Origin of the sequence: Kitasatospora sp. MAP12-44 (genome assembly GCF_029892095.1) — a bacterium.
Lineage (GTDB): Bacteria > Actinomycetota > Actinomycetes > Streptomycetales > Streptomycetaceae > Kitasatospora.
The window spans coordinates 4,902,228-4,918,981 of sequence record NZ_JARZAE010000004.1; the positions used below are offsets into that span (position 1 = coordinate 4,902,228).

Annotated in this window: 19 protein-coding genes; 13 read left to right on the forward strand and 6 right to left on the reverse strand. The window is 72.5% G+C overall.

Features of this window, described 5'->3' with window-relative positions; genetic code table 11:
* Window positions 1-18: 18 nt before the first annotated feature.
* Window positions 19-900, forward strand: coding sequence for a formyltetrahydrofolate deformylase (gene purU / locus P3T34_RS22935; RefSeq protein WP_280667917.1), 882 nt, complete (start codon window positions 19-21; stop codon window positions 898-900).
* 21 nt (window positions 901-921) lie between these two features.
* Here the strand turns inward: purU and P3T34_RS22940 are convergent, their stop codons facing one another.
* Together P3T34_RS22940 and P3T34_RS22945 are read right to left on the reverse strand one after the other, a co-directional pair.
* The gene (locus tag P3T34_RS22940) at window positions 922-2,058 is read right to left on the reverse strand and encodes a maleylpyruvate isomerase N-terminal domain-containing protein (RefSeq protein ID WP_280667918.1); all 1,137 of its coding nucleotides are present in this window, start codon (window positions 2,056-2,058) and stop codon (window positions 922-924) included.
* Window positions 2,058-2,555, reverse strand: a complete 498-nt coding sequence (locus P3T34_RS22945; protein WP_280667919.1) for a sigma-70 family RNA polymerase sigma factor — start codon at window positions 2,553-2,555, stop codon at window positions 2,058-2,060. Before P3T34_RS22945 ends, P3T34_RS22940 begins: the two co-directional genes overlap by 1 nt.
* A gap of 323 nt (window positions 2,556-2,878) precedes the next feature.
* Between P3T34_RS22945 and P3T34_RS22950 the strand changes: the two genes are divergently transcribed.
* Window positions 2,879-3,331: an ATP-binding protein gene (locus tag P3T34_RS22950; RefSeq protein WP_280667920.1), complete on the forward strand. Its 453-nt coding sequence runs from the start codon at window positions 2,879-2,881 to the stop codon at window positions 3,329-3,331.
* 287 nt (window positions 3,332-3,618) lie between these two features.
* Here P3T34_RS22950 and P3T34_RS22955 read toward each other — a convergent pair whose 3' ends face one another.
* Window positions 3,619-4,599: a helix-turn-helix domain-containing protein gene (locus P3T34_RS22955; RefSeq protein ID WP_280667921.1), complete on the reverse strand. Its 981-nt coding sequence runs from the start codon at window positions 4,597-4,599 to the stop codon at window positions 3,619-3,621.
* A 94-nt stretch (window positions 4,600-4,693) separates the two neighbouring features.
* Between P3T34_RS22955 and P3T34_RS22960 the strand changes: the two genes are divergently transcribed.
* The 4 genes from P3T34_RS22960 to P3T34_RS22975 all read left to right on the forward strand — a co-directional run bounded on the left by P3T34_RS22960 (window position 4,694) and on the right by P3T34_RS22975 (window position 8,061).
* Window positions 4,694-6,013: an MFS transporter gene (locus P3T34_RS22960; protein WP_280667922.1), complete on the forward strand. Its 1,320-nt coding sequence runs from the start codon at window positions 4,694-4,696 to the stop codon at window positions 6,011-6,013.
* Between the two features lie 14 nt (window positions 6,014-6,027).
* On the forward strand, window positions 6,028-6,591 hold the full coding sequence (locus P3T34_RS22965) for a GNAT family N-acetyltransferase (protein WP_280667923.1): 564 nt from the start codon (window positions 6,028-6,030) through the stop codon (window positions 6,589-6,591).
* A 106-nt stretch (window positions 6,592-6,697) separates the two neighbouring features.
* Entirely contained in the window at window positions 6,698-7,015 is a 318-nt protein-coding gene (locus P3T34_RS22970) for a DUF4229 domain-containing protein (protein ID WP_280667924.1), read from the forward strand.
* A 20-nt stretch (window positions 7,016-7,035) separates the two neighbouring features.
* Window positions 7,036-8,061 carry a LacI family DNA-binding transcriptional regulator gene (locus P3T34_RS22975; RefSeq protein ID WP_280667925.1) on the forward strand — a complete coding sequence of 342 codons (1,026 nt, stop codon included), beginning with the start codon at window positions 7,036-7,038 and terminating at the stop codon, window positions 8,059-8,061.
* A 22-nt stretch (window positions 8,062-8,083) separates the two neighbouring features.
* On the opposite strand, the gene P3T34_RS22980 is transcribed toward P3T34_RS22975, so the two are convergent.
* A complete protein-coding gene (locus tag P3T34_RS22980; RefSeq protein WP_280667926.1) occupies window positions 8,084-9,301 on the reverse strand; it encodes an MFS transporter in 1,218 nt (405 codons plus the stop codon).
* A gap of 174 nt (window positions 9,302-9,475) precedes the next feature.
* Here P3T34_RS22980 and P3T34_RS22985 point away from each other — a divergent pair, with 174 nt between their 5' ends.
* Window positions 9,476-10,198, forward strand: a complete 723-nt coding sequence (locus P3T34_RS22985) for an SGNH/GDSL hydrolase family protein (protein ID WP_280667927.1) — start codon at window positions 9,476-9,478, stop codon at window positions 10,196-10,198.
* 150 nt (window positions 10,199-10,348) lie between these two features.
* Here the strand turns inward: P3T34_RS22985 and P3T34_RS22990 are convergent, their stop codons facing one another.
* Complete coding sequence (locus P3T34_RS22990) at window positions 10,349-10,552, reverse strand: cold-shock protein (RefSeq protein WP_280667928.1); 204 nt, start codon at window positions 10,550-10,552, stop codon at window positions 10,349-10,351.
* A 354-nt stretch (window positions 10,553-10,906) separates the two neighbouring features.
* Between P3T34_RS22990 and P3T34_RS22995 the strand changes: the two genes are divergently transcribed.
* The 5 genes from P3T34_RS22995 to P3T34_RS23015 all read left to right on the forward strand — a co-directional run bounded on the left by P3T34_RS22995 (window position 10,907) and on the right by P3T34_RS23015 (window position 15,262).
* Complete coding sequence (locus tag P3T34_RS22995) at window positions 10,907-11,797, forward strand: menaquinone biosynthesis protein (protein ID WP_280672310.1); 891 nt, start codon at window positions 10,907-10,909, stop codon at window positions 11,795-11,797.
* 109 nt (window positions 11,798-11,906) lie between these two features.
* Window positions 11,907-13,127, forward strand: a complete 1,221-nt coding sequence (gene mqnC, locus P3T34_RS23000; protein ID WP_280667929.1) for a cyclic dehypoxanthinyl futalosine synthase — start codon at window positions 11,907-11,909, stop codon at window positions 13,125-13,127.
* Window positions 13,127-13,735 (forward strand): hypothetical protein, encoded by a 609-nt coding sequence (locus P3T34_RS23005; RefSeq protein ID WP_280667930.1) that lies wholly within the window; start codon window positions 13,127-13,129, stop codon window positions 13,733-13,735. The genes mqnC and P3T34_RS23005 overlap by 1 nt, the downstream gene beginning before the upstream one ends.
* Window positions 13,736-13,914: 179 nt before the next feature.
* Complete coding sequence (locus P3T34_RS23010; RefSeq protein ID WP_280667931.1) at window positions 13,915-14,487, forward strand: hypothetical protein; 573 nt, start codon at window positions 13,915-13,917, stop codon at window positions 14,485-14,487.
* Between the two features lie 82 nt (window positions 14,488-14,569).
* Entirely contained in the window at window positions 14,570-15,262 is a 693-nt protein-coding gene (locus P3T34_RS23015; protein ID WP_280667932.1) for a demethylmenaquinone methyltransferase, read from the forward strand.
* A gap of 17 nt (window positions 15,263-15,279) precedes the next feature.
* On the opposite strand, the gene P3T34_RS23020 is transcribed toward P3T34_RS23015, so the two are convergent.
* Window positions 15,280-15,759 (reverse strand): N-acetyltransferase, encoded by a 480-nt coding sequence (locus P3T34_RS23020; protein WP_280667933.1) that lies wholly within the window; start codon window positions 15,757-15,759, stop codon window positions 15,280-15,282.
* Between the two features lie 210 nt (window positions 15,760-15,969).
* On the opposite strand from P3T34_RS23020, the gene P3T34_RS23025 reads away from it, so the two are divergent.
* Window positions 15,970-16,746 carry an SCO2525 family SAM-dependent methyltransferase gene (locus tag P3T34_RS23025; protein ID WP_280667934.1) on the forward strand — a complete coding sequence of 259 codons (777 nt, stop codon included), beginning with the start codon at window positions 15,970-15,972 and terminating at the stop codon, window positions 16,744-16,746.
* Window positions 16,747-16,754: the final 8 nt, after the last annotated feature.

Consider the following 16,754-nt stretch of genomic DNA (forward strand, 5'->3'; position numbering starts at 1 on the left):
ACGAGAACGGACCGAACCGTGGAGCAGCAGACCGCAGCAGCGGAACCCACCCAGTACGTGCTGACCCTCTCCTGCCCGGACAAGCAGGGGATCGTGCACGCGGTCTCCAGCTACCTCTTCATGACCGGCTGCAACATCATCGACAGCCAGCAGTTCGGCGACCGGGACAGCGACAGCGGCCTGTTCTTCATGCGGGTGCACTTCTCGGCCGAGCAGCCGGTGAGCGTCGACAAGCTGCGGGCCAGCTTCGCGGCCGTCGGCGCCTCGTTCCGGATGGACTGGGCGATCCACCCGAGCGCGGAGAAGATGCGCGTGGTGCTGATGGTCAGCAAGTTCGGGCACTGCCTGAACGACCTGCTGTTCCGCACCCGGATCGGGGCGCTGCCGGTGGAGATCGCCGCGGTGGTCTCCAACCACGACGACTTCGCCGAGCTCACCGAGTCGTACGGGGTGCCGTTCGTGCACCTGCCGGTGACCCGGGAGAACAAGGAGCAGGCCGAGAAGCAGCTGCTCGACCTGGTCGAGGCGGAGCGGGTGGAACTGGTGGTGCTGGCCCGCTACATGCAGGTGCTCTCGGACGACCTGTGCAAGGCGCTCTCCGGCCGGGTGATCAACATCCACCACTCCTTCCTGCCGAGCTTCAAGGGCGCCAGGCCGTACCACCAGGCGCACGCCCGGGGCGTGAAACTGATCGGTGCCACCGCGCACTATGTGACGGCGGCGCTGGACGAGGGGCCGATCATCGAGCAGGAGGTCGCCCGGGTGACCCACGACGTGACACCGAACCAGCTGGTGGCGCTCGGCCGGGACGTGGAGTGCCAGGCGCTGGCCCGCGCCGTCAAGTGGCACAGCGAGCACCGGGTGCTGCTGAACGGCACCCGCACGGTCGTCTTCAACTAGGGCCTGTCCGGGCAGGCTTCGCTAAGGGCGGGAGAGCAGCGGCACCGCCGTGAGCAGCTCCCGGATGGCCGCCCGGTCGCCGTACTCGCCGACCGGGAGCCGGTCCGGATCGCGGTGGGCGGCGGCCAGCTGGCAGAACTCGACGCCGTCCATCACCAGTTCGGCCACCGGTTCGGCGGCCGGGGCGCGCTCCTGCGGCTGCTCGGCGTCCAGCGGGATCAGCCACTCGCCGGACGCCGGGCCCTCGATCACCAGCCGCAGCAGCCGGCCGGGGCGGTCCGCCGACTGCGGCCCTGCCCCTGCCCCGGCCCGCGCGCCGGCGTACGCGGCCGGCCGCAGCCCGAGCAGCACGGTGGGCAGCATCCGGGCGGCCAGATCCACCATCAGCCGCAGGTGCTGCGGCGCCGGCACCGCGTACGGGTAGTCGACCGCCTTGGCGACGTCCTCGCCGTGGATCCAGCACTCGAAGGCCCGGTCCACGAAGGCGTCCCGGACCGGCAGTTCGGCGCCCGGGCCGTAGCGCACCAGCGCCTCGGTGTCGGGCCGCACGGTACGGACCATCGTCAGGCTCTGCTGGCGCCACCGGGTGCGGATCGCTTCCGGCGCCAAGTCGGCCAGGTCGCGGCTGAGTTGATCGCTGCGCTCGACCAGGTGCTGCCAGGGCCGGGCATCGGCGCGGCTCTGCGCGGGCACCCGGGCGAGCGGCTCCACCGGGTCGGGCAGGTCGAGCGCGACGGCCAGCAGGCCGTCCACCGCCGCCAGATGGCACAGCACCCCGGCTGGACTGCGCCGCAGCACCCCGCCGTGCCACGGGAGTTCGACCTCCTCCTGCCACTCGTCGCGGCCCAGGTCGCGCAGCAGCGCGTCCAGCTTGGCGGTCTCGGCCGCGTACGGGCCCACCCACGGCGCCAGCGGCAGCTCCGGCGCGCGCTGGGCCAGGCAGAAGTCCAGCACCTGCTGGCGCAGCCCGTCCGGCTGGTCCAACGGGTCGTCGGCGCAGAGCAGACCGGCGGCGTGCCGCAGCCTGGCGCCTTCCTCCGCGCAGTCCGGGCACCCGTCGAAGTGCCGTTCCAGCTCGCTGGACTCCTCGGCGAGGCAGGCCCGCAGCGCCCAGGCCCCGAGCAGGCCGCGCAGCGCCTCGTGCTCCAGCTCCGTCATCACGACCCGAACTCCAGTTCCGAAGCCAGCAGTTGCAACCCGAGCCGGATCCGCTGCTTGGCGGCCTGCTCGGTGATGCCCAGCCGGCGGGCCGTCTCCTGATACGTCCGGCCGTCCGACCAGGCGGTTTCTATGGTCTGCCGCAGTGTGGGCGGCAGGGCGGCGACCACGTACTGCACCTGGGCGGCGGCCACCCGGTCGCTGATCTCGGCCGGCTCCAGGGAGCACTTGCGCAGCCGCTGCACGGCACGCTGGTGGGTGAGTTCACCGATCCAGGAGCGCAGCGAGCGCTCGGCCGGGTCGAACTCCTCCGGATGCGCCCAGAGATGGCCGAAAACCTCGCGGGTGAGCTGGGCGGCCGCGCTCTCGTCCGCCAGGATCCGGCCGGCCAGGCCGTGCACCAGCGGCGAGAGCTGGTCGTACAGCTCACCGAGGGCGGACTCCTCACCTCGGGCCAGCCGGGAGCGCATCTGCTGGTCCCAGTCGGGGGCGGTCATGGCTCCACGGTATAGCGACGCGCGAGCGACCGGAGGGGATTCGTACGAAGAACGACAGAGGGCTGTTCGAGCGCAGTGGACATATGTCGTACGGGTGGTTCGTCGCGTGGCCGCCGCCGCGCGGCAGGCTCCGAGCGGTACTTTCGTGACGCCCGTGCGAAGCTCGTCAAGGCGAGCGGGACAGTATGCACCGGCTTGTCCCCCGATCGCTGGAATATGCCCGAAGCACTTGCTGCGCTGGTCCACGGGGATCATCCTGGGCCGTATTCGTGCCGACGTCATGGACAGTCCTACCGGTAGATCGTCTCGCGGGTGGTGGAGCGGTGCAGGTGCTTCAGGTACAGCTGGCGGTGACAGCCGATCCCGCAGAGGTCGGCCGCGCCCGTCGATGGGTCAGGACCCGGATGCTCGCGCACGGCATCGATCCGGATGCCGCGTTCGCCGAGACGCTGGTGCTGGTGGTCTCCGAGCTGGTGACCAACGCCGTGGTGCACACCGGGTGTCCGGCCGTGCTGCGGCTGGTCTGGCCGGACGGTCCCGGACCGCTGCGGGTGGAGGTCGCGGACGCCAGCTGCGCCGCGCCGGCGCCGCGGTGCGCGGGCGGCGAGGCAACCAACGGCCGCGGGCTGGAGCTGGTCGAGCTGCTCTGCGAGCGCTGGGGCTGGTGTCCGGACGGCTCGGGCAAGCGGGTCTGGTGCGAGCTGGACCGCGGCGAGTCGGGCCGGGGCGAGCCGGCGGCCCTGGCGGCATGCGAGCGGGCGGCCCTGGCGGTCTGAACCACCGGCACCGATGGCCGGTCCGAGCCGTTGTCCGGCCGAAATCGAGTGCAACCATTCCGAATTTCGGACAAAGCATTGACGTGTCGTAGGCAGCTGATCACCCTTGGGTGCAGTTCTCCGACGCGAGGGGACGCCAAGGGACCGGTTGGCCTGGGGGATCGGAGTCGCTTCCGGTCGGCTGCCGGGTCCTTGGCGAGTGCGGAGTGCCGTAGGGCGGGTCGGGGCCCGTACCTGGCGGCCACGCCGGTCCTTCTCCGGCGTGGCCGCTGCTCAGACCGACCGACTCAGCCCGCGACGGTGCGGAAGGTGCGCCGGTAGGCGCTCGGCGCGAGGTCCAGGCGACCGCGCAGCTGGAGCCGCAGCGAGGCCGCCGTGCCGAAGCCGGACTGCCGGGCCACCTGGTCGATGCTCAGATCGGTCAGCTCCAGCAGCTCCCGGGCCCGCGCCGTGCGTTGCACCGTCAGCCACTGGCCCGGGCTGCTGCCGGTCTCCTCGCGAAAGCGCCGGGTGAACGTCCGCACGCTCATCCCCGCCCGCTCCGCCAGTTCGCGCAGCGCCAGCGGCTCGGCGAGGTGGTCGAGCGCCCAGGACCGCGCGGGCGCCGTGCTGCCGGTCGACGCGCCCGGCGTGGGGACGTGCAGATCCACGTACTGCCGCTGCCCGCCCTCGCGCCAGGGCGGCACGATGCAGGCCCTGGCCACCTGGTTGGCCACCGCGCCGCCGTGGTCTCGGCGCACCAGGTGCAGGCAGAGGTCCACCCCGGCGGCCACCCCGCCGGAGGTGAGCACGTCCCCGTCGTCCGTGTAGAGGACGTCAGGGGCCAGCCGGACCTGGGGGAACAGCTGGGCGAAGCGGTCGGTGTAGCGCCAGTGGGTGGTGGCCGGACGGCCGTCCAGCAGGCCGGCCGCGGCCAGCACGAAGGCGCCGGTGCAGATCGACACCACCCGGGCGCCGGGCCGGATCCGGGCCAGCACCGCGGCCAGCTCGGGCGTCAACCGGCCGTCCAGGTAGGGCGGTCCGAGGTCCCGGGCGGCGGGGATCACCACCGTGTCGGCCTGCTCCAGGAGTTCGGGGCCGTGCTCGACGGCGATCCGGAAGTCGCTGCTGGTGGCCACCGGGCCGCCGTCCGCCGTGCAGGTGTCGACCCGGTAGAGCGGCTCGCCGTCCGGGCCGACCGCCGTCTCGAAGATCCTTGAGGGGATGCCCAGTTCGAACGCGATCACCCGGTCCAGGGCGAGGACCGCGACGCGATGAAGTGCCGTCATGCCCACATTCTGTACCCGCTGCTGGCCTGATCCTTGCGGAAGCTGGCAGTCAGGCCACTCGTCCGCCGCGCGGCGGGCCGGAAGACTCGTTCGGGTGACCGAACTGAGTACCGCTCCCGCCGCGCAGGACCAGCTCCCCGACCGCCCCCCGCCACGCCTGCACTACGCCTGGGTGGTGGCCGGCGTCGCGCTGGTCGTGCTGGTCGGCTCGGCCGGGTTCCGGTCCGCGCCCAGCCTGATGATGGACGCCTGGAACAGCCAGTTCGGCTGGTCGCGCGCCACCATCAGCAGCGCCGTCTCGGTCAACCTGGTGCTGTACGGGCTGACCGCGCCGTTCGCCGCCGCGCTGATGGACCGTTTCGGCGTCCGGCTGGTGACGGTCTGCGCGCTGCTGACCATCTCGATCGGCTCCGGTCTGACCGTGCTGATGACCCAGAGCTGGCAGCTGATCCTCTGCTGGGGCGTGCTGGTGGGCCTGGGCAGCGGGTCCATGGCCGGGGCGTTCGCCAGCACCATCAGCGGGCGCTGGTTCCAGGCCCGGCAGGGACTGGTGACCGGGGTGCTGACGGCGGCCGGCGCGGCGGGGAACCTGGTCTTCATGCCGGTGCTGGCCTGGCTGGTGCAGTCGCAGGGCTGGCAGGTCGCGGTGGTGGTGGTCTCGCTCTCGGCGACCGTGGTCGCCGTCCCGGTGCTGCTGCTGATGCGCGAGCGGCCGGCCGACCTCGGGCTGCTGCCGTACGGCGCCCGCGCGGGCGACGAGCTGCCGGTGCGTCCGCCCGGCAGCGCGCTGGCCCGCACCGTGCGGGTGCTGCGATCGGCCGCCCGGCACCGCGCGTTCTGGCTGCTGGCCGGCTCGTTCGCGATCTGCGGGGCGACCACCGCCGGGCTGGTCGGCACGCACTTCATCCCCGCCGCGCACGACCACGGCCTGCCGGAGACCACGGCGGCGAGCCTGCTCGCGCTGATCGGGTTCTTCGACGTGATCGGCACGGTGGCCAGCGGTTGGTTCACCGACCGCTTCGACTCGCGCCGACTGCTGGTCGTCTACTACGCGCTGCGCGGGATCTCGCTGGTCTTCCTGCCGCAGCTGTTCTCCGGCACCCTGAAGCCGCCGATCCTGGCCTTTGTGATCTTCTACGGCCTGGACTGGGTCGCCACTGTCCCACCCACGGTCGCCCTCTGCCGCCGGCACTTCGGCGAGGACGCGCCGATCGTCTTCGGCTGGGTGCTGGCCTTCCACCAGATCGGTGCCGCACTGGTGGCCACGCTGGCCGGCCTGGCCCGCGACAAGTTCGGCGACTACGACCTCGCCTGGTACTCGGCCGGCGGGCTCTGCGTGGTCGCGGTGCTGCTCTGCCTCGCCCTGCGCCCCGGGCGCCCGGGCGGTGTGTCTGCGGTGGCCGCGGCGGCGTGATCGACAATGGCCGGATGACTCTTCACTTCGTGCTGGACCCCGAACCGACTCCCGAGCTGCGCGCGGAGATCCTCACGCTGTGGACGGACGCCAGCAACGCCGGCGGCTCCGTCGGGTTCGTCCCGCCGGTGACCGAGGACGACGTCCGGCCCACCGCCGAGAAGCAGTTCGCGGGGCTCGGCCCGGCCGGCGATCCGGGTGCAGATCCGGACGCTGATCCGGACGCCGACCGGCTGCTGATCGCCCGGGAGGCGGCAGGCGGACGGCTGGCCGGAGTGCTCTTCTTCGAGTCGATGCGCTTCCCGCTGATGGACCACTGGCGGTTGCTGAAGCGGGTCATGGTGCACCCCGACTTCCAGGGGCACGGCTACGGGGTCCAGCTGATGGCGCAGGCCCGGCAGGTGGCGCTCGACTGGGGGCTGGCCGGGCTGCGGCTGACGGCGCGCGGGGGGATGGGCCTGGAGCGGTTCTACCAGCGTTGCGGCTACCAGGAGGTGGGCCGGGTGCCCGGGGCGATCCGGGTGGCGGACGGGGACGAGCGCGACGACATCACCTTCTGGCTGGACCTGCGGCGCTGACGGCCCGGGGCTTCGGGCGCCAGGCGGGGCATGCTTCACTGGGAGACCGGCGCGTGCGCCCGCGCCGCCCGCCCTACCGCCGTACCCGTGAAGAAGGAAGCCTTCCGTGAGCACGAAGTCCCACGCCACGCTCCGTTACACCTCCCTGCGGGCCAGCATCTTCCTCGCCTGCCTGCTGCTCGCCACGCTGCTGGGGCACTTCGGCATCATCCCGGTGGCGGGTCCGGCCGGGGCCGTCTTCCTGGTGCTGCTGGCGGGCCTGGTCTCGGCCCCGATCAGCTACGTGGTGCTGAGCAAGCAGCGCGACGAGATGTCCGAGCAGATCGTCGGCAAGGTCGCCGGGCTGCGCACCCGCACCGGCCAGCGGATCGCGGCGCAGAACGCCGAGGAGGACGCGGCCGACGACGCCGCGCGGGCCCAGTAGGCGCGACGGTCCCCCCGGCTGTGGCGAACCAGCCCCCCACCCCGCAGGACCCCGCCGTCAAGCCGCGCCGCCCGACCGGGCGCGACGTGGCGCAGCTGGCCGGCGTCTCGCAGGCCACCGTCTCGCTGGTCTTCTCCACCGCGGTGGCCGGCCACCGGGTGTCCGAGGCGACCCGCCAGCGGGTGCTGGACGCCGCGCGGGGCCTGGGCTACCGCCCGCAGGCGGCCGGCCGGCAACTGCGGCTGGGCCGCAGCGGCATGGCGCTGCTGGCGGTGCCGAACCTGCAGGGCCCCTTCTTCGGCCGGGTGCTGGCGGGCGTGCACGAGGAGGCCGCGCGGCACGACCTGGCCGTGGTGGTGAGCTCCGGCTGGAGCGCCGCCACGCTGGCCGAGGCCGCCACCACCAGCCGCTTCGACGGCCTGCTGATCTGCTCCCCGGACGACGCCCAGCTCGGTGAGCTGCCGCCCGGCACCCCCGCCGTCTTCCTGGACGCCGACCCGGCGGTGGCCGGCGGCGCCCCCACCATCGAGCTGGACCTCGCGGGCGGCATGCGGGCGGTGATGGCCCACCTGGTCGGCCTCGGCCACCGGCGGATCGGCCGGCTGCGCTCGACCCACAGCGCCTACACCTTCCGGGTCCGCCAGGCCGCCTTCGAGGAGGCCGCGCGGGGCCTGGAGGTGCTGGAGCTCGGGGTCAGCCTGAACCGCGGCGAGGCCGCCGCCCGGGTCGCCGGGCGCGAGCTGCTCGACCGTCCGGACCGGCCGCGGGCGGTGGTCTGCGACGACGACGTGGTGGCCTCGGGCCTCTACCAGGCGGCGGCCGAGCTCGGGCTGCGGATCCCGGCGGACGTCTCGGTGGTCGGCATCGACAACGTCGCGGTGGCCGAGCTGCTCACCCCGCCGCTGACCACGGTCGACCTGCCGGGCGAGCGGCTGGGCCAGGCCGGGATCGCGGCGCTGGCGGCGCTGCTGCACGGGGAGCCGGTGCTGCCGGTGCAGCCGCTGGCCACCTCACTGGTGGTCAGGAACTCCACCACGTCGGCCTGATCTGCCTGTTCGGCAGTCAGAGTCAGCCGGCGGCGACCAGCGGGGCGGCCTCGGCCTCGGCGCCGGCCGGGGCGTGCCCGAACCAGCGCCGGGCGCCGAACAGCAGCAGGCCGCCCAGCGAGATCCCGCCGACCGCGCACCAGGCCACCGCCGTCAGCGAGTCGGCCACCAGCGAGCCGGAGACGGCGTAGCCCAGCGCGTTGCCGGTGGCGAAGAGGGTGACCAGCCAGGCGAACGCCTCGGTGACCGTCCCGGTCGGCGCCAGCTCGCCGACCAGCACGAACGCGGCCGCCAGCAGCGGTGCGAGACCGATCCCGGAGAGCAGCGCCAGCGCGGCCATCGGCCCGGCGGAGGGGAGCAGCAGCAGCGGCAGGTAGCTGGCGGCCATCGCCAGCGCGATCACCCAGGTGCGGGTGGCCGTGCTGCTGCGCCACTGGACGGCGCCGTAGCCGAGCGCGCCGAGCAGCCCGCCGAGCGCCGCCAGGGCGAGCAGCAGGCCCGCGCCGCCGGGGAGTTGGCCATGGTGGCGCTCGGCGTAGGCGATGAAGAGGACGTTCTGCGCGCCGACCGTCCAGCCCGCGCCGGCCAGGCCGACCAGCAGCAGCACCAGTCCGGGGGAGCGCAGCGGCCCGAGCAGGCCGGCGCCGTGCTCGCGCGGCGGCGCCTGCCAGGCGCGGGCCGGTGCGGCGGTGGCCACCACCAGGGCGCCCAGCAGGCCGAGTCCGGCGGCCGTCCAGAGCGCGGCGACCGGGCTGAGCCAGGCGGCGATGCCGGCCACCGCGAGCGGTCCGGCGACGTAGAGGATCTGCTGGGAGGCCGAGTCGAAGGCATAGGCGGTGTCGAGCTGCTCCTCCTCGACGACGACCGGCCACAGCGCGCGCAGGCAGGGTTCGAGCGGGGGCATCGCGAGCCCGGCGATCGCGGCGCCGAGCGGGGCGCCGAGCGCGCTGCCGGGGGACAGCGCGAGCAGCGCGTAGCCGAGGCCGGCCACCACGGCGGAGCAGAGCAGCACCTTGGGCTGGCCGGTGCGGTCGACGATCCGGCCGAGCACCGGGCCGCCGATCGCGGCGGCGATCGCGTAGGCGGCGGTGGCCAGGCCGATCCTGCTGTACGGCGCGCCGGCCGCGCGCAGGGCCAGCGCGATGACCAGCGCGGTCATCCCGGCCGGCAGGCGGCCGAGCAGGGTGCCGAAGAGCAGCCGGGTGACGTTCGGGGCGCGGAGCAGGGCGAGGTAGCCCACGGGGGTCTCCCGGGCAGCAGGGGTGAGCAAAGTGGATACCCTGAAGTTATACGTATAACCGATCGTTGGTCAATCTCGGAGCCGATCGGTTGATAGTGCGGTAAACCGACACATGTTCGGCCATCGGTGGGTAGTCATCGTCATTCCCACCGGATGACGGGAGTTCTGGCCGTGATGAAACGGTTCCTGCTGGTCGGTACGGTCCTGCTGCTTGCCACCCTCAGCCCGCCTCCCGGCCGGGCGGCCGCCTCGGTGGTCGCGGACGCCGCGGCGCCGCCGCCGGTACTGCGCGTCATGCCGCTGGGTGACTCGATCACCGCCGGGGACGGCAGCTCGACCGGGAACGGGTACCGCGAGCCGCTACGTGAGCTGATGGCGGGGCAGAAGCGCTACACCGTCACCTTCGTGGGCTCGCAGCGCGACGGGGACATGCCGAACCCGGAGAACGAGGGCCACAGCGGCTACTTCATCGACGACATCAGCGCGGGCGTGGACGACTGGCTCGCCGCGGCCCAGCCGCAGGTGGTGCTGCTGCACATCGGCATCAACGACCTGGACCGCGGCGCGGACAAGGTGCACGCCGTCGACCGGCTGCGGACGCTGGTGGACCGGATCTACACCGACCGGCCGGGGGTGGCGGTGGTGCTGCAGGGGCTGATCCCCACCACCGAGGGTCTGGAGGACCGCGTCAAGGAGTTCAACCGCTGGGCCGGGCTGCTGCCGGGCATCGAGGCGCGGTCCGGGCGCTTCCTGCGCTTCGTCCAGGCCCCGGCGCTGACCGAGGACGAGTTCCACGACCGGCTGCACCCCGACGACGACGGCTACCAGCGGTTGGCGCAGACCTTCTATCCGCCGCTCGACCAGGCCGCCGCCGCCCTCGCCGTCGGCGCCAGGTAGCCCGCGGAGGGCAAACGGCAGGGGGCTCGCCGGTCGTATGACGCGGCGAGCCCCCTTGGTCGTGCAAGTCATGCTCTGCGGCCCTGGGCTGGACCGTCGAGGGACCCGGCGCGGGGCGAGGTCCTGAGCGATCAGGTCATCGGAGGATGATCAGATAACGCTGACGTTCTCCGCCTGCGGGCCCTTGGGGCCCTGGGTGACGTCGAACGTCACCGCCTGGTTCTCCTCCAGCGAGCGGAAACCGTTCGCGTTGATGGCGGAGTAGTGGACGAAGACGTCGGGGCCGCCGCCCTCCTGGGCGATGAAGCCGAAGCCCTTCTCAGCGTTGAACCACTTGACGGTTCCCTGAGCCATGCCGTTCTCCTTGCGAGGGACGTGGTGGACACCACACCGTGTGGCATCCGGTCCGCTGCGCTGATCGCCCCGCCTCCGGAGTGGGCCCGGAGTTTTTCGCAACAATGCTGAAAAACTACAAAAAGCCCGCGGGTTACATGCTCCGCAGGCTTCAAGTACTGCAAGGGGAATCAAACTGCAACTGGGTGGAACGGTAGCACGGGGCCGCGCGCTCGACCAGAGGCCTCAGAGGCCCCGGACGGTGTGTCGGGGGAGGGGGTGGCGGGGCCGCCACCAGGGCGGGGCATACCCTGCGAAGACAGGACGGGACGGGCAAAGGAGCGCGTGGTGGCTGGTCTGGTGGAGGGCTCGGGAATGGTCGTCGGCGGTAGCGGACCGGACGGCGCGGCGGGTGCGCGGGCGGTTCGACCGCGGGTCGGCCACATTCAGTTCCTGAACTGTCTCCCGCTCTACTGGGGGCTCGCCAGGACCGGCAGCCTGCTCGACCTGGACCTCGCCAAGGACACCCCCGAGAAGCTCAGCGACCAGCTGGTCGACGGCTCGCTCGACATCGGTCCGATCACCTGCGTCGAGTACCTGCGGCACGCGGACGAACTGGTGGTGCTGCCGGACATCGCGGTCGGCAGCGACGGGCCGGTGATGTCCTGCGTGATCGTCAGCAAGGTCCCGCTCGGCGAGCTGGACGGCCGGCGGGTCGCGCTGGGCTCCACCAGTCGGACCTCGGTCCGCCTCGCGCGGCTGCTGCTCGAGGAGCGCGAGGGCGTGCGCCCCGAGTACTTCAGCTGCCCGCCGGACCTGGACGCGATGCTCGCGCAGGCGGACGCCGCCGTGCTGATCGGCGACCCGGCGCTGCGGGCCACCCTGGAGGCCACCCCGGACAGCGGGCTGACCGTCCACGACCTGGGGCTGATGTGGAAGGAGTGGACCGGGCTGCCGTTCGTCTTCGCCGTCTGGGCCGCCCGGCGGGACTTCGCCGACCGCCGCCCGCAGACGGTGGCGGAGGTGCACCGGGCCTTCCTGGAGTCCCGCGACCTCTCGCTCGCCGAGGCGGGCCTGGTGGCCGCGCAGGCCGCGCGCTGGGAGAACTTCGACGCGCCGCTGCTGGAGCGGTACTTCAGCCAGGCGCTGGACTTCTCGCTGGGAGAGCGGCAGTTGGCCGGGATCGCCGAGTTCGCGCGCCGGGTCGGACACGACAGCGGCTTCGCCCCCGATGTGACGATCAGCCTGCTCGCGCCGGTCGGCTGAGCGAGCGGTGGCGCGGCCGACCCCGGGCCCGGTGAACTGCACAAAAGGGGCCCGGAGCCCTGGCGTAGGCTGGGTCGGTCATCTCTCCGGACAGAAAGAAGGCCCCCAGGTGTCCGAGCTCGCAGCGCCCAGTGCCGCGCCCAGCACCGATCTGCAGGCCGTCCTCGACCGGGCGGCGGCCGGGGGCCGGATCTCCGCCGAGGAGGCCCTGGAGCTCTACCGCTCCGCCCCGCTGCACGCGCTGGGCGCGGCGGCCGACGCGGTCCGCCGCCGCCGCTACGCCGGTACCGAGCACATCGCGACGTACATCATCGAGCGCAACATCAACTACACCAACGTCTGCGTGACGGCCTGCAAGTTCTGCGCCTTCTACGTGGCGCCGAAGAGCGACAAGGGCTGGTCCCGCGACCTCGACGAGATCCTGCGCCGCTGCGCGGAGACCGTCGAGCTGGGCGGCACCCAGATCATGTTCCAGGGCGGCCACCACCCGGACTACGGCGTGGAGTACTACGAGCGCGCGTTCGCCGCGATCAAGGCCGACTTCCCGCAGCTGGTGATCCACTCGCTGGGCGCCTCCGAGGTCGAGCACATGGCGCGGCTGTCGAAGGTCTCGGTCGAGGAGGCGATCACCCGGATCCACGCGGCCGGTCTCGACTCCTTCGCCGGCGCCGGCGCCGAGCTGCTGCCCGAGCGCCCGCGCAAGGCGATCGCGCCGCTCAAGGAGTCCGGCGAGCGCTGGCTGGAGATCATGGAGATCTCGCACGGCCTGGGCGTGGAGTCCACCTCCACCATGCTGATGGGCACCGGCGAGACCAACGCCGAGCGGATCGAGCACCTGCGGATGATCCGCGACGTGCAGGACCGCACCGGCGGCTTCCGGGCGTTCATCCCGTACACGTACCAGCCGCAGAACAACCACCTCAAGGGCTCCACCCAGGCCACCGTCTTCGAGTACCTGCGGATGATCTCGATCGCCCGGCTCTTCCTCGACAACGTGGCGCACATCCAGGGCTCCTGGCTGACCACCGGCAAGGAGGCCGGCCAGCTCTCGCTGCACTACGGCGCGGATGACCTGGGCTCGGTCATGCTCGAGGAGAACGTGGTCTCGGCGGCCGGCGCCAAGCACCGCTCCAACCTCACCGAGCTGATCCATCTGATCCGTACCGCCGGGCGCACGCCGGCCCAGCGCTCCACCACCTACCAGCACCTCCGGGTGCTGGACGACCCGGCGAACGACCCGGTCGACCCGCGGGTGGCCTCGCACATCGCCTCCACCGCGATCGAGGGCGGCACCGCGCACCCGGAGCTGAAGATCCTCAGCGCCAGCTGATGCTCACCCTGCACCGGGCCGGCACCCTGCTGGTCTCCGCCACCGCCCCGCCGATCGACGACGGGGCGGTGCTGGTGCGCGGCGACGTGGTGGCCGAGGCCGGTCCGTACGCGCAGCTGCTCGCAGCGCACCCGGGCGCGCGGGTGCGGGCCTGGGAGGGCGTGCTGACGCCCGGGCGGGCCAATCCGCACGGCCGGCTGCTGCTGGAGGCCTGCTACCACCCCGATCCGCGCGAGGAGCTGGGCGAGGAGCCGCTGGCGCCGCCCCGCGCGCTGACGGACGCCGAGTGGGGGGCCAGCGCCCGGCGCGGGCTGCAGCGGATGCTCGGGCGCGGGACGACGGCAGTGGCGGGCCCGTTCGAGCGCACCGCGGTCCGGACGGCGGTGAGCCGCTCCGGTCTGCTGGTGCTGCCGCTCGGTTTGACCGAAGTTGGTGCCTTTGTGACCGGAATCGACCTTTCCGAGCAGGGGCGGGCGGCCCTCGCGGACACCGTTCCGTATGGCGCGCTGACCCCCGGGGCGCGGGCCGACTTCACCGTCCTGACCCCCGCCGACCAGGCCTGCGAGGCCACCGTGCTGGCCGGACGGCTGGTCTACCGCAGGCGCTGAGGGCCGCGCAACGAGGTCATCCGTATCCGAACTCCTACCGTGCGCCGACGTCCTGATGACCCCTCGCCGTGACCTGAGGGGGCGCCAGCAGTTACGATCCCGGTCAGTCCTGCAGCCGTCCGTCCCCGGCGCGTCGGGCTCCTCACCACGCCTTTTCGGAAGTCAGGTCACCGCGCAGCATGCGATCCCCGTCCGCCGCTCCCAGGATCGGCCGAGGTTGGTACCTCGGTGCGGTGCTCAGTGCCGTGCTGGCGGTCGGCATGTGCCTGCTGGGCCTTCGGCAGGCCGACCTCGCGGACAAGATCGGCGCGCACCCCGTCCAGGTGCAGGGCGTCGTCACCAGGCTGCCGGGCGGCAGCGCCACCTACAGCGCGGTCAGCTACCAGGCCGGCGGCCAGCAGCGCACCGCCGCCGACCTCCAGCTCCCGGACGAGGCCAGGGTCGGCGACTCGATCTGCCTGGAGCACGCCGCCGACGACCTGGGCGCCGTCCGGGTCTGCCACCAGCACTACCCGCAGGCGGCCGGGGTCCGGCTGGCGCAGACCAGCGTGCCGGTCGCGCTGCTGCTCTGCGCGCTGTGCGTGGCGCGGATCCTGCGGTTCCGGCGGGCGGTGGCGAGCCGGGTGCGCGGCGGGCGGGTCCGCGCGACGGTCGCGTTCGCCACCGAGGCACTGGCCGACGGCATGCCCGCGATCACCCAGGGCAAGCGCTCCCGGCGGCGGCGCAAGGGCGGCCGCCGCGCGCTGCGCTGAGCGCTGCATTGGGCGCTGCTTTGAGCGCTGCGTTGAGCCCGCGCGCAGGACTGTCGTCGCCAGGGTGAACAATAGGGGCGTGATGACCCGAGCCTCTCTGGACAAGCAGCCGCACGAAGTCGCCGCGATGTTCGACGACGTCGCCGCCAAGTACGACCGGACCAACGACGTCCTCTCGCTCGGCCAGGCCCGCGCCTGGCGCCGCGCGGTGGCCGAGGCGGTCGGTGCCCAGCCCGGTGAGCTGGTGCTGGACCTCGGCGCGGGCACCGGCACCTCCTCGCTGCCGTTCGCCGAGGCCGGCGCCAAGGTCGTCCCGTGCGACTTCTCGGTCGGCATGCTGACGGAGGGCAAGCGGCGGCACCCCGAGCTCCAGCTGACGGCCGGCGACGCGACCCGGCTGCCGTTCGCCGACGCCTCGTTCGACGCCGTGACGATCTCCTTCGCGCTGCGCAACGTCCAGGACACCGACCTGGCGCTGCGCGAGATGTACCGGGTCACCAAGCCCGGCGGCAAGGTGGTGATCTGCGAGTTCTCCACGCCGACCTGGACCCCGCTGCGCACCGTCTACACCGAGTACCTGATGCGCGCGCTGCCGCCGGTCGCGAACAAGGTCAGCAGCAACCCCGACGCGTACGTGTACCTCGCCGAGTCGATCCGCGCCTGGCCCGACCAGCCGGAGCTCGCGGTCAAGCTCCAGCAGGCCGGCTGGGCCAAGGTGGCCTGGCGCAACCTCACCGGCGGCATCGTCGCGCTGCACCGCGGCACCCGCGACTGAGCGCGTGTCGCTGGGTTTTAACCGATCGGCAGGCTCATGATCAGCCGGTCCTCGCCCGGCCCGAAGTAGCCCGCGCAGAGCTGGACCACGGTGAAGCCGAGCGAGTGGTAGAGGTTCAGCGCGATGGTGTTGTCGGGCTCGACGGTGAGCCGGGCCTCGCGGACCTTGTCGGCGACCATCCGGTCCAGCCCCTCGGTCATCAGCCGCCGCCCGTGGCCGAGCCCGCGGGCGTGCGGCACCACGCCGAGCCCGAGCACCCAGCTGACCCGCCGGTCCGGCGTGTTGGCGAGCAGCGTGTAGCCGGTCAGCTCGTCGTCGCAGTCCAGGACGAGGAAGTGCTCGCCATGGACGTCGAACAGCTGGCGCAGCACGAAGAACGGGTAGGGGTCCGCGGCGAAGATGGTGCTGTCGATGCGGCTCAGCCCGGGTAGGTCCGCGGGGCCTGCGGGTCGGATCGCTCCCGCTACGGGTTCACTCCTTCGAGCGGACTGCTCCACGTCTGCACCTTCCGTCGGCTCTGCGCCGGCGAGGCCGACACGCGTAGCGCGTTGCCGTCGGTCCGGCAGAACGGTATGGGGCGTAGCCGGATCCATGGTAAGTGTGATGTGTTGTTGTGTGAACATGCCCGTATCCCGTCAACCTGCCTAGGGCTACCATGGGTTGGCCAGGCTTCAATCAGTTGACGATGTGTCATATAGGGTCTCGCCATGGATGTCACGCCGATGCGCGAAGAGTTCAAGCTGAACAGCGATGCCCCGTGGGACTCGTTTGATTCGATGGCCTATCTGAGCCATAACTACCGGACTCTTCGCTCGGACGACCGGCAGATCCTGGGCCTGGTGCGTGACCACTTCGGCGCCCACTTCGCGGGCCGCCCGGCCGGCTCGGCCCTGCGCGGTATCGACGTCGGCGCGGGCACCAACCTCTACCCGTCCCTTGCCATGCTGCCGTGGTGCGGCGAGGTCACGCTCTTCGAGCGGGCCGAGGGCAATGTCGCCTGGCTGCGCCGCGAAGTGCGCAACTACGGTGACGGCTGGGACGAGTTCTGGGCCGTACTGCGCGAGGGCGCGGCCTACCGGGCGGTCGAGGACCCGCGCGGGCGGCTGGCCGGGGCCGCCACCGTTGTCAAGGGCGACCTCTTCGCCGACCTGCCCGAGCGCAGCTGCGGGATCGGCACGATGTTCTTCGTCGCCGAGTCGATGTCCAGCGCCCACGAGGAGTTCGAGAGTGCCGTCGACCGCTTCGCCGGCACGCTGCTGCCCGGAGCGCCGTTCGCGGTGGCCTTCATGGAGAACTCGCTCGGCTACGACGTCGGCGACCTGCGCTTCCCGGCCTGCCGGGTCGGTGCGGACGATGTGCTCGCCTCGCTGCGCGCCCATGCGGCGGACGACCTGCGGGTGAGCCGGATCGAGATCCCGGGGGAGCCGCTGCTGCGCGACGGCTACACCGGGATGCTGCTGGCGCTCGGGCGGTTGCGTCCGTAGCGGCCGGG